The 19,295-nt window shown below is 67.3% G+C and carries 18 protein-coding genes; 7 read left to right on the top strand and 11 right to left on the bottom strand.

The window, feature by feature from the left end; translation table 11 throughout:
* Window positions 1–293: 293 nt before the first annotated feature.
* Window positions 294–1,466 carry an acetate kinase gene (locus RUU78_RS07685; RefSeq protein WP_313915268.1) on the bottom strand — a complete coding sequence of 391 codons (1,173 nt, stop codon included), beginning with the start codon at window positions 1,464–1,466 and terminating at the stop codon, window positions 294–296.
* Window positions 1,463–2,371 carry a bifunctional enoyl-CoA hydratase/phosphate acetyltransferase gene (locus RUU78_RS07680; protein WP_313915266.1) on the bottom strand — a complete coding sequence of 303 codons (909 nt, stop codon included), beginning with the start codon at window positions 2,369–2,371 and terminating at the stop codon, window positions 1,463–1,465. Before RUU78_RS07680 ends, RUU78_RS07685 begins: the two co-directional genes overlap by 4 nt.
* Window positions 2,372–2,708: 337 nt before the next feature.
* Here RUU78_RS07680 and RUU78_RS07675 point away from each other — a divergent pair, with 337 nt between their 5' ends.
* Complete coding sequence (locus RUU78_RS07675) at window positions 2,709–3,056, top strand: hypothetical protein (protein WP_313915263.1); 348 nt, start codon at window positions 2,709–2,711, stop codon at window positions 3,054–3,056.
* Between the two features lie 49 nt (window positions 3,057–3,105).
* Here RUU78_RS07675 and adhP read toward each other — a convergent pair whose 3' ends face one another.
* Window positions 3,106–4,134 (bottom strand): alcohol dehydrogenase AdhP, encoded by a 1,029-nt coding sequence (gene adhP, locus RUU78_RS07670; RefSeq protein WP_313915262.1) that lies wholly within the window; start codon window positions 4,132–4,134, stop codon window positions 3,106–3,108.
* 106 nt (window positions 4,135–4,240) lie between these two features.
* Here adhP and RUU78_RS07665 point away from each other — a divergent pair, with 106 nt between their 5' ends.
* On the top strand, window positions 4,241–4,987 hold the full coding sequence (locus RUU78_RS07665) for a DUF2238 domain-containing protein (protein WP_313915259.1): 747 nt from the start codon (window positions 4,241–4,243) through the stop codon (window positions 4,985–4,987).
* A 126-nt stretch (window positions 4,988–5,113) separates the two neighbouring features.
* On the opposite strand, the gene RUU78_RS07660 is transcribed toward RUU78_RS07665, so the two are convergent.
* The 3 genes from RUU78_RS07660 to RUU78_RS07650 form a co-directional block, all read right to left on the bottom strand.
* Window positions 5,114–5,590, bottom strand: a complete 477-nt coding sequence (locus tag RUU78_RS07660) for a hypothetical protein (protein ID WP_313915257.1) — start codon at window positions 5,588–5,590, stop codon at window positions 5,114–5,116.
* Window positions 5,591–5,866: 276 nt separating this feature from the next.
* Entirely contained in the window at window positions 5,867–6,685 is an 819-nt protein-coding gene (locus RUU78_RS07655; RefSeq protein WP_313915255.1) for a universal stress protein, read from the bottom strand.
* Between the two features lie 22 nt (window positions 6,686–6,707).
* On the bottom strand, window positions 6,708–7,415 hold the full coding sequence (locus RUU78_RS07650; protein ID WP_313915254.1) for a hypothetical protein: 708 nt from the start codon (window positions 7,413–7,415) through the stop codon (window positions 6,708–6,710).
* A gap of 210 nt (window positions 7,416–7,625) precedes the next feature.
* Here RUU78_RS07650 and RUU78_RS07645 point away from each other — a divergent pair, with 210 nt between their 5' ends.
* On the top strand, window positions 7,626–8,357 hold the full coding sequence (locus RUU78_RS07645) for a response regulator (protein ID WP_313915253.1): 732 nt from the start codon (window positions 7,626–7,628) through the stop codon (window positions 8,355–8,357).
* On the opposite strand, the gene RUU78_RS07640 is transcribed toward RUU78_RS07645, so the two are convergent.
* The gene (locus RUU78_RS07640; RefSeq protein WP_313915251.1) at window positions 8,348–8,647 is read right to left on the bottom strand and encodes a hypothetical protein; all 300 of its coding nucleotides are present in this window, start codon (window positions 8,645–8,647) and stop codon (window positions 8,348–8,350) included. The two genes, RUU78_RS07645 and RUU78_RS07640, sit on opposite strands and share 10 nt — an antisense overlap.
* Before the next feature lie 175 nt (window positions 8,648–8,822).
* Between RUU78_RS07640 and RUU78_RS07635 the strand changes: the two genes are divergently transcribed.
* Window positions 8,823–10,346, top strand: coding sequence for an ATP-binding protein (locus RUU78_RS07635; RefSeq protein ID WP_313915249.1), 1,524 nt, complete (start codon window positions 8,823–8,825; stop codon window positions 10,344–10,346).
* A 10-nt stretch (window positions 10,347–10,356) separates the two neighbouring features.
* Here RUU78_RS07635 and RUU78_RS07630 read toward each other — a convergent pair whose 3' ends face one another.
* Window positions 10,357–11,082, bottom strand: a complete 726-nt coding sequence (locus tag RUU78_RS07630; RefSeq protein WP_313915246.1) for a Crp/Fnr family transcriptional regulator — start codon at window positions 11,080–11,082, stop codon at window positions 10,357–10,359.
* A 118-nt stretch (window positions 11,083–11,200) separates the two neighbouring features.
* Between RUU78_RS07630 and RUU78_RS07625 the strand changes: the two genes are divergently transcribed.
* Complete coding sequence (locus tag RUU78_RS07625) at window positions 11,201–12,250, top strand: hypothetical protein (RefSeq protein WP_313915244.1); 1,050 nt, start codon at window positions 11,201–11,203, stop codon at window positions 12,248–12,250.
* Window positions 12,251–12,734: 484 nt separating this feature from the next.
* On the opposite strand, the gene RUU78_RS07620 is transcribed toward RUU78_RS07625, so the two are convergent.
* Window positions 12,735–13,157: a universal stress protein gene (locus tag RUU78_RS07620; RefSeq protein ID WP_313915243.1), complete on the bottom strand. Its 423-nt coding sequence runs from the start codon at window positions 13,155–13,157 to the stop codon at window positions 12,735–12,737.
* Between the two features lie 290 nt (window positions 13,158–13,447).
* On the opposite strand from RUU78_RS07620, the gene RUU78_RS07615 reads away from it, so the two are divergent.
* Window positions 13,448–15,400: a sulfatase-like hydrolase/transferase gene (locus RUU78_RS07615; RefSeq protein ID WP_313915241.1), complete on the top strand. Its 1,953-nt coding sequence runs from the start codon at window positions 13,448–13,450 to the stop codon at window positions 15,398–15,400.
* Window positions 15,401–15,437: 37 nt separating this feature from the next.
* Here RUU78_RS07615 and RUU78_RS07610 read toward each other — a convergent pair whose 3' ends face one another.
* Both RUU78_RS07610 and RUU78_RS07605 read right to left on the bottom strand, forming a co-directional pair.
* On the bottom strand, window positions 15,438–16,685 hold the full coding sequence (locus RUU78_RS07610; protein ID WP_313915239.1) for a HAMP domain-containing sensor histidine kinase: 1,248 nt from the start codon (window positions 16,683–16,685) through the stop codon (window positions 15,438–15,440).
* A complete protein-coding gene (locus RUU78_RS07605; protein WP_313915237.1) occupies window positions 16,685–17,365 on the bottom strand; it encodes a response regulator transcription factor in 681 nt (226 codons plus the stop codon). The genes RUU78_RS07610 and RUU78_RS07605 overlap by 1 nt, the downstream gene beginning before the upstream one ends.
* A gap of 258 nt (window positions 17,366–17,623) precedes the next feature.
* On the opposite strand from RUU78_RS07605, the gene RUU78_RS07600 reads away from it, so the two are divergent.
* Complete coding sequence (locus tag RUU78_RS07600) at window positions 17,624–19,261, top strand: glycosyl transferase (RefSeq protein WP_313915236.1); 1,638 nt, start codon at window positions 17,624–17,626, stop codon at window positions 19,259–19,261.
* Window positions 19,262–19,295 lie beyond the last annotated feature (34 nt).

Here is a 19,295-nt window from a genome sequence, read left to right as displayed (position 1 = left end):
CCACGCAATTTGTGATACCTCAGCCGCATCTGCGATGCGGCTGCTTCCTGCGTGAGTACCGCGACCCCCTGCGGCCGATGACACGACATTTGCTGCTGCGCTCGCGCGTGGTCTAGTCGCTGCGCTGGCGAATTCGTGGTCCCGCGGCGGCACGCTGGCAAGACTGTTGCTCCACAGCCAGCCAGCGCGAAATGGAGGGGATCGCCCGCGAGCAGAGCGCGCGAGCGAAGGCTTCCCGCAGGACACGGCAAGCGCGGCTCGCGCCGTTCGAGCAAGGCGCCTGCGCTGCTTTCTCAACAACCGGCCAGATCAGCGCCCTGGGCAGCCCGGGCAAGCATCAGCTCTTCGTCGACATGTACCACGTAGACCGCAACGCGCGTGCCGGTAAGGCTGATGCATTCGTCGCCCCGCTGGTTGGCGGCAGCATCGAGTTCGACGCCGAGCCAATGGCAGCGCTCCGCGATGCGCGCGCGCAATGACGGAGAGCCGGCGCCGGCGCCGCCGCTGAATACGATCGCATCCAGCCCCTGCAGGCGCGCAGCCATCGCGCCGATTTCGGCCACCGCGCGGTATACCAGCAGATCGAGAGCCTGCCGCGCATGCGGATCGGTGCTGGCTTCCAGCACACGCATATCGGCGCTGACACCGGAAACACCGAGCAGGCCGGAACGGCGGTACAGCAGGTCTTCGACGTCCTTCACGGACAAATTGCAGGTGCTGAGCAAGTGCAGGACCACGCCCGGGTCCAGGCTGCCGCAGCGCGTTCCCATGGGCAGGCCGTCCAGCACGCTGAAACCCATGCTGCTGGCGATGCTGCGCCGCTGCTGCAGCGCGCACAGGCTGGAGCCGGAGCCCAGGTGGACGACGACGACGCGACCGTCCGCCGCCGGGCCAGCCAGGCGCGGCAGTGCATCGGCGATGAATTCGCAGGCGAGACCATGGAAGCCATAGCGACGGATGCCGGCTTCCGTGTACTGGCGCGGCAGCGCATAGCATCGGGCCAGCTCCGGCTGATCGGCGTGGAAGGTGGTGTCGAAGCAGGCCACTTGCGGCAGGTCGGGCCAGCGCTGCGCCAGGCGCGACACGGCTTGCAAGGCCACCGACTGATGCAGCAGCGCCATCGGCGCCCAGCGCTGCAGGCGCTCGATGAGCCCCGCATCGATCCGATGCGGCCGTGGCTCCAGGTCACCGCCGTGCACGATGCGGTGGCTCGCACAGCGTAGCGACAGCTGCGGCAGACCGCTGTGCAGACTGTCGATCAGGTGCTCGACGGCCTCACCCGCATCCTGTCCCGCCACGACGAAGTCGCCCAGTTGTCCGGCCAGCGGCCCGCTCAGCGATGTGCGCGCAACGGCATGGCCAAAATCCACATGTCCACGCAGGCGCAGCGCAAGATCGGCCGCGTCGAACAGCGCAAAGCGCAGGCTCGACGAACCCACGTTCAACGCCAGGATATCGTCGCTCATGGCTTGGCCGCCCTGTGCTGCAGCAGCCGCTGCGCCAGCGCGCAGGCGGCCATCCGGGCGGCGACGCCATCGGCACGGCTGCTCAGCATGATCGGCACGCGCGCGCCGATGATCAGGCCAGCCGTGCGCGCACCGGACAGATAGACGAGCTGCTTGACCAGCATGTTGCCCGACGCCAGGTCAGGCACCAGGAGGATGTCGGCACAGCCGGCGACCGGCGAGCTTATGCCTTTGGCTGCCGCCGCCTGCGGTGAAATGGCGTTGTCCATCGCCAGCGGCCCTTCCAGCAGCGCCCCGCTGATCTGTCCACGATCCGCCATCTTGCACAAGGCCGCTGCGTCCAGCGACGAAGTGACGGCCGGATCAACCTCTTCCGACACGGAAAGCAGCGCGACCTTCGGTGTGGCCACGCCGGTCGCCTGTGCGAGATCGATCGCGTTCTGCACGATGTCGCGCTTGTGCAGCAAGCCCGGGGCGATGTTCAGGGCCCCGTCGGTGATGAACAGCGTCCGTGGGTAAAGCTCCACCTCCAGCGCGAACACATGGCTCATGCGCCGGCCGGTGCGCAGCCCGGACTCCCGCGCGACCACAGCCTGCATCAGTTCCTGCGTGTGCAAGGCGCCCTTCATGAGCGCCGCCACGCGTCCGTCACGCACCAGCTCGACGGCGCGATCGGCTGCAGCGTGGCTGTGCGGCGCGTCAATGAGCTCCGTTCCGGCCAGATCCAGCCCGGCCTGTTGCGCCACTTCGGCGATGCGCGCCCGCGGGCCGACCAGCACGGCCTGCATCAGCCCGCGCGACTGCGCCTGCAACGCCCCCGCCAGGGATGCCGGATCGCAGGGATGGACTACCGCTGTGCGCAGCGGCGGCAGCGCGCAGGCCGCGTCGACCAGAGTTTCGAGCACGTTTTCACCTCGGTATTTTCACCAGCTAGGGTTGCGTCGACGGCGTCACCGGTCAGCCGGCGGGAGCAGCGCTCGCACGCGGTGCCGGCATGGAGTTGCGACGCGCATCCGCCAGCGATACCCGCGGCAACGCGGCTGTCCCTGCAGCATACAGGGGACCGGCAACGGCGCAGCCCGACCACCGGCCGTTGCGTACTACTGAGCCGGCCACGCTAGCGAGTTGCAGAGCTTAGGTGCTTGATCTGCGTCAACGCTCGCGCCCGATTGACACGCGTCAATTCCCGCAGGCGCTCCTCGGCCTACGCTCTGGTTTCCGCAACAAAGCGAGGATTTCCCCATGGTCGAGTCCACCCGCTCCGCGACACCGACGAAGGCCGGCACCTGGCTGCCCGGCCTGGAAATACCGTCAGGCGCCTTAGGCACAGTCGGACAGGATTGGCTGCAGCTGGCCCGGCACTGGAACAGCGAACTGCTGCGTTTTGCCAGGCAACGCTGGGAGAAGGATCTCGACACGATGGTCCAGCTCGCCTGCTGCCGCAGCGCAGCCGAGATCTTCTGCGTCCAGTGCGATGTCGCGGCCGATGCGGCCTCGGACTACCTCGGCGAAAGCCAGCGATGGCTGGCCAGCCTCGACACTGCCCTCCGGCCCGATGCGAAAGCGACCGCGTCCACGGATGAGGGCTGAGCCGTCCGTCGTCTGCCCGCCGCGACGAACCGGCGGGTCTGTGCGCCGGTCAGGCGAGGTCGAGCACCACACGGCCGTCCACGCGGCCTTGCCGGAGCTCCGCGAATATGCGGTTGATGTCTTCCAGCGCAGCACGGTGGTAGTGCGCGCGCACCTTGCCTTCGGCCGCCAGGTCGATGGCCTCTGCCAGATCGTTGCGGGTTCCGACGATGGAACCACGCAGTGTGATGCGCTTGAGCACCACGTCGAACACCGGCGTGGCGAACTCGCCCGGCGGCAGGCCAACCAGGCAGACGGTGCCGCGCCGCCGCACCAGTTCCAGCGACTGACGGAACGCGGGCAGCGAGACCGCCGTGACCAGCACGCCGTGCGCGCCGCCGCCCGTTGCCTTGAGCACCTGCGGTACGGCATCGGCGGCGCTGGCGTCGACGGCGAGATCGGCACCGAGCGAGCGCGCCAGAGCGAGCTTGTCTTCACTCACGTCCAACGCGGCCACCAACAGGCCCATGGCCTTGGCGTACTGCACCGCGATATGGCCCAGCCCTCCGATGCCGGAGATGGCAATCCACTGGCCCGGCCTGACTTCGGTTTCGCGAATGCCCTTGTAGGTCGTCACGCCGGCGCACAGGATCGGCGCAAGCGCATGGAAATCGGGTTGATCCGGAAGGCGCGCGACATAGTCCGCCGCGCCAATCGCGTACTCCGCAAACGTGCCGTTCACGCTGTAGCCGCTGTTGTGCTGCAGTTCGCACAAGGTTTCCCACCCGCCGATGCAGTGCTCGCAGCGGCCGCAGGCGTCATGCAACCAGGCCACGCCGACCGCATCGCCTTCGCGCAGGTTTTTCACGCCCTCCCCCAGCGCCGCCACGATGCCGGTGCCTTCATGACCCGGAATGAACGGCAGCGAGGGCCTGACAGGCCAGTCGCCGTCGGCGGCATGCAGGTCGGTGTGGCAGACACCACTGGCCCGCAGCCGTATCAGCACCTCACCCGGACCCGGCGTCGGCACAGGGACGGATTCGATCTGCAAGGGCTGGCCGAATTCGCGCACGACAGCCGCTTTCATCATCGTGGACATGACGGGATTCCGCAGTGACTTCGAGGAGACGAAACTAGCCGGACGCGCAGGCGCCGCGCTTGATCGAAATCAATGCCCTAAACTGACCCGCGATTGATCCCGATCGATGCTGCCGCCACCGGTGGACGCGCCATCACAGGCGAAGTCCTGCTACTGCTTACCGCGACGGGAGGCAGCACTACGTCACTCGCATGCCCGCACCAAAAGGAAGCCCATGAACGCGCTGTCCGGGAATACGTCGTCGCGCTATCCGTTGTTGCTCCTGACCGTATTTGCCATCGCGTGGATCGCCCTTGCCATAGCGCCAAGCTACCGTCAGGACTGGCTGCTCGAAAACGTGCTCGTGCTGATCGCCGTGCCGCTGCTGGTGGCCGGCCATTCCCGAATGCGATTCTCCAACACCGCATACACCTGTCTGTTCGTATTCCTGGTGCTGCATGAGATTGGCGCGCACTACACGTATTCCGAAGTCCCGCTGCCCTCCTGGTTGACCGGCTTCGGCGCGGACGGGAGCCTGGCCGCGTCGCGCAACCATTTCGACCGGTGGGTGCATTTTCTCTATGGGGTGCTGATCACTCCCATGGCGGTGGAGCTGCTCGATGCCCGCGCGCCGCAGCGGGGAATGTGGCGCTGGCTGCTGCCGTGGTTCTTCGTCGTCTCTCATGCGACCCTGTTCGAGATCGTGGAAGCGGCGGCCGCTGGCGTATTTGGTGGCGAACTGGGCCAGGCCTATCTCGGCATGCAAGGCGACGTCTGGGACTCGCAGAAAGACTCCGCCCTGGCTGCGGTCGGTGCGGCCCTGGCCGTCATCGCGTTGCGATGGGGCGCGACCCGGACAGCGCCTGCACGCTGAGGCGCTGTGTGGATATTTGGATTAAGTGATTACTTCCGCCCGTCCTTGCACGACCACATCCTTCGGCGGCGACGGGAAAGCCCGAGACGCTGCGCTGTTGCGGGTTGCGCCGCCAGAGAACTGACCTTACGGGTACGCGCGGGAATAGCGTTGGCATCCATCGATCTCGCCGCGGCTCACGTAGAGAAAAGCAGGATTTCTGCTTTCAACCACTGACAACCCGGCGCCAGGGACGATGGCGCCGGTCTGCGGCGCTGTCCCTATGAAACTGGCCCGAGCCTGGGATGCAGGTGCCAACGGCAGCTTCACCGGAAGCCGCGCGCCGACAGCGTGTTCGCGCCGTCGATCGCTGGCGCGCGTCAGGACGATGGCCAACCGTTGATCGGCCGCGCTATCAGGCGGATCGATGCCGTTCGCCCTGCGCAGGCCGCGAATGATCTCCACCGAATCGGCGTCGAGGTGTATGGAAACAGCAACCCCAGCCGCTTCGCAGCGCTTTTCGTGGCAGGCCAGGCAGAGTGCGAGCGCAAGAAACAACGGCCCGGCAATGCGTTTCGCTCTGACCCGCAGGAAGGACTTACGACCGCACTTGGCCTGTGTCATAGCCACCTCGGCGCCTAGCCTGCCAATCCGACCAAATTCTATATTTTGGTCAAATATCTATTTATGCAGACTAGCGCCGAGGAATGCCGCGCAGTTGACCCACATCAAGCGAAATGGGGCGCCGGAGCGACTGTTACAAAAAAACCAATCGTCAAAGAAAAAAGCTGAATATTTCAATCACGCAGCCGCGCATGCGGACGCGCCCGGTCCGGCGAGCACGCGCCCCATCGACCGGGCGCCCGTTCCGCATCGTGGCGGTCGCGTGAATTGCCGGCTTCAATGCTGCAGGAACAGCGGCAATGCGGAGTGCTGCAACAGATGGCGCGTGGCGCCGCCCAGCATCCACTCGCTGAGGCGGTTATGGCCGTAGGCGCCCATGACCAGCAGGTCGGCGCCGGCATCGGCGGCGGCGCGTGCCATTGATTCGCCGGCGGCGTCGGAGTCGATGCGGTGTCGGCTGGCGCTGAGCGGTACATCCTTGGACTCGAGGTAGGCGGTAATGCCGCCGGGCGGGCTGCCGCAACCCCGCGGTCGCGATAGCCCGACGTCACCGAGCACGATCACTTCCTCCGCTCGCTGCAGCAGGTCGAGCGCGGAACGGACGGCGCGTACGCACTCGGCAGAACCGTTCCAGGCCAGGGCGATGCGGCGCGGCGGCGCGAACACCGCGGCGCTGCGCACCACCAGGCACGGTCGCCGGCAGGTCAGCACGAGCTGGCCGAGCGTGGTGACATCGGCGCACTCGTTGCCTTCGTCGGCTTCCAGCACGACCAGATCGTGCCAATCGGCGGCGGCGGCGACGGTTTTTTCATACGGCGCCTCGACCGCCTGCCAGCGATACCCATCCAATCCACGCCGTTGTGCCCAGTCGCCGAAAGCCGCACTGCCCTCGCCCGCTGCGCGGCGCTGCTCCCGAAGGAATTCGATGGCATCGGAGATGACCGCCGGGGAATCGAAGACCGGGCCGCCGAGAAAGGCCTGGATCACGTACAAGGCCGTCAGCGGGGCTTTGAACTCGGCACTCAGCCACGCCGCGTAGTCGAAACTCGCCGGCCGCGCATAGGCACGGGTAAGGGGTAGCAGCAGATCGCGCATGCTTGTCTCCGTAGAAGCAGGTTCAGTGGGCCAGCAACAGCGGCATGTCGGCGCTTCGCAGCAGCCGGGCCAGGGTCGTCGCGCCGTCCCACTCGCTGAAACGCACATGCGGGAAGGCGCCGAGTACGAGCAGGTCAAGCTCATGCCGACGGGACAGTTCGGTCAGGTGCGCGCAGGCATCAGCCGGCGCGGCAGTGCTGTCGATCCGGAGCGTTCCCACCCCATGCCGGCCAAGATAGGCGCACGCGGCATCGGCGTCGGCCGCATGGCCGCCGGCCTGGAACATCACCACCCGCGTGGCGTCCTGCAACAGGGGCAGCGCCGCGTGCAACGCGCGCCGGCATTGCAGCGAACCGTTCCAGCCCAGTCCGATATGCCGGGGCGGCGGCGGCTCCGCACGATCATGTGCGGGCAGAACCAGACACGGCCGCGCGCTGTCGCAGACGACGCTGCGCCAGACCGTGAGATCGTCCAGTCCATCGATGAGCACGGCATCTGTCCAGGCCGAATGCTGCACCAGTGCTTCCGTCAGCGACGGCGCTCCCCGCGCGACCTCAGTGAGCAGCACCCCGCCTTCGAGCGGCGCTGCGCAGACCTCGCTATCGCTCGACGAATCATCATGCAGCCTTACGATGAGTCCGGCACCCGGCGTGAGCAGGCAGCGCGCATAGGCCAGGACATCAGGCCAGCGTGCAGGGTCGCGGCAATAGACGAGCAGGTCCTGATACATGGCGATTCCGCTTGTCGATGGAAGGAGCAGCGGCCTGCGCCGCACTCGTGAGGCACAGCCTAGTCCCGTCGCGAAGTCGCAGTGACCACAGCCGGGCAACCGTCGGTAACGGTCGGTAACGACACACGGACTACCGGCCGTGGCGATCGTGGCAGGTGCATGCCCGGGGGTGCGCGCCTATAGTGGGCGGAGCTATCAACTGGCGTCACGATGGAAGCACGTATTCCACATATCATTTGCGTGGACGATGAGGAAGAAATCCGCATCCTGCTCGAACGCTACCTCGGTCAGCACGGTCTGCGCGTCAGTCTTGCCGCCAACGGCAGCGAGATGCGCCGACTCATTGCCGAGGGTGGCGTGGATCTGGTGTTGCTCGACCTGGGCCTGCCGGGAGACGACGGCCTGACGCTGATGCGTTACTTGCGCGAGCACTGGAACGGTGCGGTGATCATCGTCAGCGGCCGCGGCGACGCAGTCGATCGCGTGGTCGGACTGGAACTGGGTGCCGACGACTATGTGACCAAACCGTTCGACCTGCGCGAACTGCTGGCGCGTGTGCGCAGCGTGCTGCGGCGGCTCGAGGCGACTCGCACCGTGCCATCAGCCACGGATCAATTGCGCCGCGTTGCGGTATTCGCGGGGTTCCGCTTCGATCTCGGCGCCCGCACCTTGCACGACCGCGCCGGCGCGAGCATCGACCTGACCAGCGGCGAGTTCGACCTGCTGCGGACGTTCGTGCAGCAGCCCAACCAGGTGCTGTCGCGCGACGCCCTGATGAACAGCATCCACGGCCGCGAAGCCGGTCCCTACGATCGCGCCATCGACATGCAGATCGGCCGGCTGCGGCGCAAGATCGAGGCCGACCCGGAGCGGCCGGCGCTGATCAAGTCGGTGCGCGGCGCCGGCTACCTGTTCGTCCCCGCGGTGGAGCTTCAGCCTTGAACATCCCCGGCGAAGCGTCCTCGCCCCTTTATCGCGCGCTGTTCGAGACGGCACCCGACGCCATGATCGTGGTCGCCCGCGACGGACGCATCGTGCTGGCCAACCCGCAGGCTGAGCGGCTGTTCGGGTACCCACAGGATGAGCTGGCTGGCCAGCCGGTGGAGCTGCTGATGCCAGAGCAGGTACGCGACCGTCACCATGCCCACCGTGCCGGCTACATGGAACGTCCGCGCGAGCGCCCCATGGGAGCGGGCCAGGAACTGGTCGGCCGCCGCCGCGGCGGCGGCCACTTTCCGGTGGAACTCGCGCTGAGCCCCATCAACAACGGCAGCGAAACCCTGTTCGCCGCCTCGATACGCGACATCTCCGAAACCCAGCGCCAGCGTCAGGCGCGCGCGCGCGCGCTTCGACGCCTATGCGGCACAGATCGGCCAGCTCGCCCTGCAGACCGGCAATTTCGAAAAGATGGGGGAAAAGATCGCCCAACTCATGCTCGAAGCGCTGCAGGCGCGCGCGGTCGGGATCGCGCTGTTCCACTCCCCACGCGGCCAGCTGCTCAGCAGCGCCGTACAGGGCACGGACGAAGACATCGTGGAGAAAGCCTGCGAGGCCTTGGGTCTCGGCCCGGACAACTGTCCGGCTGATCTCGATGCCTGGCTGCAGGATACAAAGTACGCGTCAATGTGGTCCCGCGCCGGTGTCGGCGGGGGCCGCCTTTTTCCCATCCTGGATCACGACCGCACCTTGGGCGCCTTGATCGTGCTGAGCCGCGCACCGTGGCAGGCCGAGCGCGACGCAGACCACTTCCTCAGCATGGTGACCAACGTGCTGGCGACGGCGGCCCTGCGTCATCACGCCCAGGAGCAGCTCGCCCATTCGCAGCGCCTCGAGGCGGTAGGACAATTGACCGGCGGCATTGCCCATGATTTCAACAATCTGCTCACTGTCATATCCGGCAACCTGCAATTGCTCGAGGATCTCGCGGAGCGTGATCCGGCCGCCAGCGATGCCATCGCGCGCGCGCTGCGCGCCGTGGGGCGCGGCGCCGAGCTCACGCGCAAGCTGCTTGCCTTCGCCCGGCGCCAGCGCCTGAGTCCCGACGCGGTCTCGCCGGCAGAACTGCTGCGCGAACTCGGCCGCATGCTGGAACGCACACTGGGTGAAACCATCCAGCTGCAGATCGACTGCCCTGACGACCTGCCCGCCGTGTTCGCCGATCCGGCGCAGCTGGAGGGTGCGCTGCTGAATCTGGCCCTGAATGCCCGCGACGCGATGCCACGCGGTGGCCGTCTGTCGATCAGCGCCCGGGAGCACCACGTCGCAGACACCAGCGACGGCGTCGAGCTGCCTCCCGGCCACTACATCCGCCTGACCATCTCCGATACCGGCCTGGGCATGACACCGGAGGTACTGGCGCGCGCCTTCGAGCCGTTTTTCACCACCAAGGAATCGGGCAAAGGCAGCGGACTGGGTCTGAGCATGGTCTACGGATTCGTCAAGCAGTCGGGCGGCCATCTGGTGGCGCAAAGCCAGCTCGGCTACGGCACGCAGATGGATCTGGTCCTGCCGCTCGCGCCGTCCGCCGCTGTCAGCCCGGCGGTCCAACGGACCCAGCCGGGTCTGCGCGGCAACGAAACGGTGCTTGTCGTCGAGGATGAACCGGAAGTACGCGGCATCGCTGTCGCGTTCCTGAAGGCCCTCGGCTACGTCGTCCACGAAGCGGCCGATGCCCAGAAGGCTTTGCAGCACCTGCGCGACGATCCGGCCATCGCCCTGCTGTTCAGTGACGTGGTATTGGGCGGCGGCACGAACGGCATCGAACTCGCCCATGCGGCGCGTGTACTGCGTCCTACACTGCCAGTACTGCTGACCTCGGGCTACGAACTGGGCAACACGGAGACACGGCACGAATTTCCGCTGCTGCGCAAGCCTTATCGCAAGGAAGATCTGGCGATCGCCTCACACGAGGCATTGCACCAGCACCGGTAAGTCAGCGGACTCAGGCAGCGCACCGTGCCAGCTCGGTACCACCGGCGCAGCGGTCCAGCCGCTCGGCGCACGCGATACGGATCTCCCGCCGTTCCACCGCGATGATGCCGGCAGCCGCCAGGTGGGACAGGGCACGGGTAACTGTTTCGTGCTTGAGAGCAAGAAAGCTCGCGATGTCGATGCGACTCATGCGCAACACGAAATGGCTGGCGGAAAATCCCAGCGCGCGATGACGCGCGGCAAGATCCTGCAGGAAGGCTGCTACCCGCTGATCCGCGTTCAGCGTTCCCAGCGTGAGCATCCAGTACTGGTCGCGGCGCAGTTCCTGTGCCAGCGCCTGCGTCAATGCGCCCTGCAGGGTCGGTGTCGTGGCACACGCGTCGAGCACGGCCGGATACGGCAACTCGATGATCTCGCAGTCGTCCAGGGCGATCACGTCGATCGAATAGTGGCTGCTGCCGATGGACTCGACACCCAGCAGCTCGCCGCGCATGGGAAATCCGGTCACCTGCTCGCGCCCGTCCGCCGTCGCGACGCTGCGGCGAAGGAACCCGGCATGGACGAAGAACAGCGCCCGGAACGGCTGACCGGCCCGGTAGACAGCCTGCCCGCCGCGCACCCGACGACGCAGCACCGCCATGTTCGCCGACAAGGCGTTGATGTCGAGCGAATCCGCGACGAGGCGCAGCGTCGACGACGGAAACGGAACGGGGTTGGCAGTGGTCATGGCATTCATGGCGGTTCCTGATCGGCGACGGCGTTGACTACGGGAGCAAGCCTAGCGACCGCCAATCACGTGGTGACCACGCGCCGGCAACGGTGAGTAACAGCGCGTAACGTCGCCGGGAATTGACATGGCTCAACATCGGCACTGGCCGTTGAATCCCATAGTGCGCCCCATGGATTACGGGTTCCGCTATCGCTCCGGCGTACATGCCACACCAACCTCTTTCGTCGACCCGGTTGCGGTCGAGGCCTGGGACGCCTGGTTTCGCTGGCGCGAAGGCAACGAACTGCGCGACCTGACCATCGACGCGACATGGTCGCGGGTCACGGGCGCACTGTCGTCGCTGACCCCGGGCCAGCCGGCGCAGCATGAGCAACAGATCGGTGACGCGATCAGCAGCTGGCGGCTGCTGCCCGACGAACGCATTCTCGCCGGCGCCGGCACCCCCGGCTTCGCCTGGCCCGGCCACGGGCTCAGCGCCACCATCAATCTCGCGCGTTTCGTCTCCCTGCCGTTTACCGAACGCGCCGGCTTACAGGTCGAAACACTTGCCGCTACGGTGCTGCTGGCGCTGCGTCTGCTGGACGACGTGCGTCTGGCGGCCGGCTGCGCAGACGCCCCGCTGCGGCTGGGCATCGTTGGCCTGGCCGATGCCGTGGCTTTGCTCGGCGCCGACTACACCGGCGCGAGCGGGGTCGCGGCGGCCGAGCAGGCCGCGCGCCTGTTCGCCACCGCCAGCCTCGTTGCCAGCAGCCAGCTGGCACACGAGCGCGGCGCGGGCGTCGGCACCGAAGCGACGGCGTGCGCGTTGCGACGCTTCGAGGGGCAGCTTTCCGTCACCGAAACCCGCGCGGTTCTCGACCACGGCCTGCGCTTCGGGCCACTCACGAACGCGGACAGCCAACCTCGCCTCGCCCTGCTTGCCAACAATGTCGCCGACGCCTTGCGACCCTTGCGCGGGGAACGGCAGACCTACGACATCACGGGGCCGCACGGCACGCGCCAGGTCGTCGGCTCCGGTTTCGCGCTGACGCTGTGGCGCCAATTGGGCGCCCGCTTCGGTGAGGACACCTACCCTTACCCGACGGCTGCGACGACGGCAGCCGAGGGCCAGGCACGCATCGAATCGGCCGTCCTGCCCTGGCTGGATTTCCCGGCGCGTGCCGCAGCCGCCTGACGCCGAAGCGCCGCCCAGGAACGCGCTCGAGCCGCATGACGCGACCGTGGCCGAGGCACTGTCTGGAGTTGGACGCAGAGCGACCCCGAACGGCTTGCGCACGTCGGGGGCCGCCGATGACTGCCGGATCGGAACGACGCAAGCAGCATGCCGCTCCCGCCAGCAAGCCTGACCTGCCGGCCCTGAGTCTCCGGACATTGCGGTGTCTTCGCCGCGATACGTCGATGCTTGTGGTCGCGCTGATGCGGCACGACTCCTCACGGCGCCTCGTCAGACGGCAAAAGCCGTCCGGAATATCCAGCCCGCTTTTCTCACACCCGTTCGTAGCGAGGCCATCGAGAGACAGCCCGCCAGGGCGATCCCGTCACGTCAGGGATCGCCCGAGCGTCGAGCGCGCAGGCGATTAGTTCTCGCAGAACGTGCGCGAGTTTCGCTTGCGCCATTGGATCGGAAAACCGGCAGAGGCCAGCTTCTCAATACCCTGCTAACGCACCACCAGCACCGGAACGGGGCTGTGAGCCAGTACTTTTGTAACGACTGAACCCAACAGCAGGTTGCGCCACGCACCGCGCCCGTGCGAACCCATGACGAGAAGATCAGCCTGGGTCGCCACCTGCGCCTGCAAGATCACATCGGCCGGATCACCCACGGCCGTGCGGCTTTCCACCGCGATGCCGGCCGCCGCGAAGTCCGCCTGGGCGTCGCGAAGCGCGTCGGCGGCGTTGTCGGCGTGGTAGCGCTCGACCTCGGCCCGCCCGAGCGCATTGGACACGTGCGGCGTCAGCGGCGGATCGCCATGACACAGAACCACGCTGAGCTGGGGATCGAGCGCTGGCCAATGCGTGATGACGTAGCTGACGGCTCGGCGGCTGTGCTCGCTGCCATCCGCAGCAATAAGCAGTTTCATGGATCAACTCCCGGGTCGGATGAACACGGCCGCCGTCGGCGTACGACGTCAGCGTTGGTGCGCGGTGGGTCGCAAGCCGTCGAATCGAGCCGGCGAACGGAAGCCGCGCATGCCACACGTTCGCCGGAATTCGACATGTCGCTGTTGATCCAGATCAACCCGGGCGTCGCATTCCGACCGCGACTCGCAGCCGTGTTAACGCATGCCTGAGATCTGCATGAGGCGCGCTTACAGGCGCGCGGCGACGCTGTCGCCACCCGCGCCGTCCTGCGCCGTCCCGAGAAAGCACTTTGTATACGATCGCTTCCGTCTGGCCGCGATTCCGGCCGCTGGCCTGGCTCGTCGTGGTCTTCATCGGCATCTCGACGCTGACGCGGCTGGCCCTGCTGATCGCGACCGGCGACGGCATTCCGGCGTCGCCAGGCTACTGGCTGTACGCGTTCGTCGCCGGCTTCGGCTACGACTTGCTGACCTTCGTGTATTTCGCCTGGCCGCTGGTGCTGCTGCTGTGGCTGATGCCGCGGCGCTGGTACGCCGCGCGCTTCGGCCGGGCGGCACTGGCCACCCTGTGCTTCGTGCTCGTGTTCGTGCTGCTGTTCGTCGCCGGTGCGGAGTGGACGTTCTGGGACGAATTCCAGACACGTTTCAATTTCATCGCCGTGGATTACCTGATCTATACCAACGAAGTGATCGGCAATATCCGCGAGTCCTATCCGGTCCGCAGCATCATCGCCGGCATCCTGGTCGCGACGGCGCTGCTCATGCTGGCGGGTCGCCGCTGGCGCCGCGCCGGGGACGACTCGTCCACGCTCGGCGCGCGCAGCAAGGTCGCGCTGGGCTGGCTGCTGGCCACCGTGCTGGTCACGTTCGCCGTCGACGGCAACCTCAAGCAACGCACCTCGAACGAGTACGTCAACCAGCTCGCCGGCAATGGCATCTACGAATTCTTTGCCGCGGTACGCTCGAGCGAGCTGGCGTATGCGCGCTTCTACAGGACGCTGCCCGAAGCAACCGCATTCGCAAAGCTGCGCGTGCTGCTGCAGACGCCGGACGCGCGGTTCGTCAGCGACGACCCGCTCGACATCACGCGCGACATCACCTCCGATCGTGGCGCCGGCAGCGAGGAGCGCCGGCTCAACATGGTGCTGATCAGCGTCGAGAGCCTGTCGGCGTTCTATTCCGGCGCCTACGGCGGCAACCCGAGCCTGACGCCGGAACTGGATCGGCTCGCGGGCGAGTCGCTGCTGTTCACGCGCCTGTTCGCCTCCGGCACGCGCACCGTGCGCGGACTCGAAGCCCTGGCCCTGTCGGTGCCGCCGACGCCAGGCGAGTCCATCGTGAAGCGGCCGCGCAACGAAGGCCTGTTCAGCATGGCGACCGTGTTCAATGCCAAGGGCTACGTGTCGGAATTCCTCTACGGCGGCTACGGCGCCTTCGACAACATGAATCACTTCTTCGGCAGCAATGGCTACGAGGTCCGCGATCGCAGCGACATCGCGCCGGAGAATATCCATCAGGCGAATATCTGGGGCGTGGCGGACGAGGACCTGTACACCCTCGCGCTCGGCGAATTCGACCGCGTGCATGCTATGGGCAAGCCGTTCTTCGCCCACATCATGACGACGTCGAACCATCGTCCGTATACCTTTCCCGAAGGCCGCATCGACGCACCGCAGGGCAAGCGAGAAAGTGCCGTGCGTTATACCGACTGGGCCATCGGCGACCTGCTGCGCCGCGCGCGCGGCAAGCCCTGGTTCGACGACACCGTATTCGTCATCACCGCCGACCACTGCGCGTCGTCCGGCGGCATCGCCAGCCTGCCGGTGTTCCGCTATCACATTCCGCTGCTGGTGTATTCACCCAAGCACGTCCCGGCCGGACGCATGGAACGGCTGATCGGCCAGGTCGACATCGCACCGACCGTGCTCGGGCTGCTCGGCATGAACTATCGCAGCCGTTTTTTCGGTGCCGACATCTTCCGGCTCGAACCGGGACGCGAACGCGCCTTCATCGGCAACTACCAGCGCCTGGGCTATCTGCGCAACGACCAGCTCATCGAACTCGCACCCGGCAGTCATCTCGGCAGCGTCAGGCCGGACTACGACAAGAACGCCGTGCAACCGAAAATGCCGGTCGACGCGGCGCTCGCGGACGAGGCAATCAGCTACTACCAGACTGCGAGCTACCTGTTCAGCCACGGCATGCTGGCGGCGCGCGGCGCCGAAGCGACCGTGGCGCGCTGAGACGAACCGAAGAATGCCGGCAACCCGGCGGGCCGCATCAGGACCGGGTTGCGGCGGTCTGCGCCGCGGGCAGTGACACCACGATGCGGCGCTCGTCGATGCCAGCGGATTCTTCGTCGAGCCGCCAGCCCAGGTGCTGCGCGAAGCGGCCCATCAGCGTGAGGCCGAGATGGCGATCGCTACGTGTGGCGTCCAACCCGCGCGCCGTAGCCGGCGCGCGATAACTCAGCTCGATGCGTTCGCCGTGCGCGCGCAACCGCACGGCACCGCCAGCGCCCGGCGGCAGCAGCCGGCGCAGTATCCCGCGCAACGCGAGCACAGCCTCCATTCGCGGCACGCACAGGCTGCCGGTCGCTTCGATGTCGACGCGCAGCAGGCCCGGCTCCAGCGCCGAGGCCAACGAGGCCACGCTCTCTTCCAGCAGCGTGCGCGCATCGACGCTGTCGGGAAAATACGCGCTGCGCCGGGCCAGCCCGAGCAATACGTTGATGAGATCGGTCAACTCGTGCATGCCGCGTTCGAGCCGCGCGAGCCGGCGGCGCTGCGCCGGATGCACACCGGCTTCGTCGAGCAGCACCTCCGCCGCGCCCTGGACCACGGCGATAGGCGTGCGCAACTCGTGGCTGGCGTCAGCGAAGAACGCACGCTCAGCGGCATCGGCATCGACGAGCCTCGACTGGTAGGCATCGATCGCCGTGGCAACACGGCCCAGTTCGTCGTCGCCGACGAGTTGCGCCAGTTGCGTGGCCTGCGGCCGCGACGGCAACGCGTCCACCGCCGCGGCAAGCCGGCGCACGGGACGTATGGTCCGACCGGCGAACAGCCAGCCGACCCAGCCGCCGGCGGCCGTGCCGAACACGACGACGGCAAGCATGAACCAGAGCAGGTAGCGCTCCAGCGACTCGATCGAACCGAGACTGACGACGAAGGTCAGCCGGCCCGCATCGATGTCGAACACGCCGGCGTGCTTGCCCGTATCCCCGGCGTCTGCCACGTCGTGGATACCCGGCGGCAGATCGGCCACATCGGGCGGCACGAAACCGCTGCCGTCGTGACGGCGCAGGTAACCGCTGAGCCGGGGCGTATGCGGCAGCATGAAATCCGGCTGTTCGCGCAGCCGCTCGGCCGTGTCCTGCGCCTGCCCGAGCAGGATCTCGGTGACAACGATTTTCTCGTAGTCCTCGGTCAGGTAGAACGACGCCAGCGCGAACAGCAGGCTGAGCACGAAACCCAGCGCCGAATACGCCAGCGCAATGCGCCGGCGCAGGGTCAGCCGGCCCGCCATCAGTCTTTCTCCAGCCGATAGCCGATGCCGTGCACGCTACGGATCAGCGCTTCGCCGAATGGACGATCGACCGCCTTGCGCAACTCGTAGACGTGGGTATGCAGCGCGGCGGGGTCGCCGCCCTCCTCGCCCCAGACCGCGGTGATCAGTGCCTGATGGGTCAGCACCCGTGGCGAATGCTGCATGAGCTGGTGGAGGATCACGGACTGCGCGCGGGTCAACTCGATGTGGCGTCCCTGCCGCGTCGCGCGCAGGGTGCTGGGGTTGTAGCGCAGGTCGCCGACGACGAGCGGCGCATCGGTGGACAGCTGGCCGCGGCGGTAGACGGCGCGGATGCGCGCTTCCAGTTCGCGCAGCGCGAAGGGCTTGACGAGGTAATCGTCGGCGCCCTCGGCAAAACCGCGCAGCTTGTCATCGAGCGTGTCGCGCGCGGTCAGCATCAGCACCGGCGTGCGCCGGTCGGTCTCGCGCAGGCGCCGGCACAGGTCCAGTCCGTCGAGCCGCGGCAGGCCGAGGTCGAGCACGATCACGTCGAAGTTGCCGCGCAACGCTGCAGCCATGCCGGCCTCGCCGTCGGCGGCGTGGTCGACGTGGTAACCGCGCCGTTCGAGGAAATCCCAGATGTTCGCGGCGATGTCGCGCTGGTCTTCCACCAGCAGGACGCTGCGGGGTTCGTTCATGCCAGCCGTTCGCTCCGGAGGTTTGCGCCGATTTTGACCTATCCCAGGCAGCTTAACCTTTGCCTGAGATTCGGCTGAGACGGCTTTACATCAGTACGACGACGCTCTGCCGCGCATTTTCCGCCCCTGCCATCCCGGCGGGTTGTTGCTTTCTCTATTTCGTGTGCCCTGCCGGAACGGCGGCGTAGGAGCGTCCACGGCGACGTGCCGGGCCGCTGCCGCGGCGGCCTGCACCGTTATCCACGACGCCCGTTCTCCATGCCCTCACGCGCTCCACATCTGCCGCCGGTCTGGCTGTTGCTATGGTCCTGTCTGGCGCTGTTCGCGATCTTCCAGCACGGCCCGATGCCGCTGTATTCGACGCGCACGCTGGCCGTCGCCTGGGAAATGTGGAACAGCGGCCAGTTCCTGGTGCCGCATATCAACGGGCAGCCGTACAGCCACAAGGTGCCGCTGCTGTTCTGGCTGATTCACGCCGGCTGGGCCGTGTTCGGCGTCAGCGACATCTGGCCGCGCGTGCTTCAGGTCGGGATCGGCGCGGGTTGGCTCGCCGCGTCGGCCGCGCTGGCGCGGCGCGTACTCGTGCTGCGGCCGGCAGCCGCCACGAGCGTGCCGTGGCTGCTGATCGCGCTGGCCTATCCGTTCCTGTTCGGCCTGCAGCTCATGTACGAGACGCTGCTGGCGCTGTGCGTCGTGCTGGCGCTCTGGGCGATACACGGACGCCCACGCTGGGGCTGGTTCGCCGTCGCGCTCGGCGCCGGTCTGCTGACCAAGGGTCCGGTCATGCTGCTGCATGTCGCGTTCCCGCTGCTGCTGGGGCCGTGGTGGAGCGAATACGCGCGGGCCGACCGGCGCGGCTGGTACCTGCGCGCCGGCCTCGCCGTCGGCGCCAGCCTGGCCATCCTGCTCGCCTGGGCGCTGCCGGCCGGCATGGCCGGCGGCGAGGCGTATCGCAACGAACTGCTTTTCCTGCAGACCGCGGGACGCGTCGTGGACAGCTTCGACCATGCGCGGCCGCTGTACTGGTATCTGCCGATGCTGCTCGTGCTGCTGTTCCCGTGGGTGGCCTGGCCGCGGCTGTGGCGCGCCGCGTTCGCGCAGCGGCCGCGCCTGGACGACGCCAGCCGGTTCCTCGCGAGCTGGCTGCTGCCGACGTTCGGCGTGTTCTGCCTCGTATCGGGCAAGCAGGTCTACTACCTGCTGCCGCTGCTGCCGGCCGCCGGCATGGCCATCGCGCTGGTCCTCGCGCGCACCATTCCGGAGGCGACACTCACGCGCCGGCGCTGGAGGGCGTGGCCGCTCGCCCTGCTGCTGATTGCACTGGCATTGGTGCTGCTGGCACTGTCCATCGGTCTCGTCGATGCGCAGCGCGGGCCGCGCTGGATGGCTGACATCGCCGGCATCGGCGGCTGGTTTGCTCCCGGCTTCATCCTGCTCGGCGCCGTCCTGCTGCTCTGGCCGCATGAGCGTCACGCGGTGGAACGCATCGCCACGGTTGCTCTGTGCGCCGCGGTGCTCGCGCAGATGCTGTTCGCGCAGACCCTGTTCCGCAATTTCGACCTGCGCCCCGCCGCCGCACGGATCGCGCTCGCCCAGGCGGCTGGCCGACCGGTCGCAAACCTCGGCGGCTACGCCGGCCAGTTTCATTTCCTCGGCCGTCTCGCGCAGCCCATCGACGACATCCACACGCGCGACCTGCCCGCCTGGACGCAGCAGCATCCCCACGGCATGGTGGTGCGCTATCCCGCCCGTTCCGATCCACGCGCACCGGAACGCGCCGAATGGATACAGCCGTTCCGCTCGCGTCAGCTCGAGATCTGGGATGCGGGCGCACTTGCGAAATTCGAGGCCGTCGCGGTGTCCAGCCCACCGGCCGAGGCCGACCCGGAACCGTAGCGCCGCGCGACACGCGGTCACTACACGCACGAGT

Source organism: Tahibacter sp. (genome assembly GCF_032229445.1).
Classification (GTDB): domain Bacteria; phylum Pseudomonadota; class Gammaproteobacteria; order Xanthomonadales; family Rhodanobacteraceae; genus Tahibacter.
This window is presented reverse-complemented; position numbering and strand designations above follow the sequence as displayed.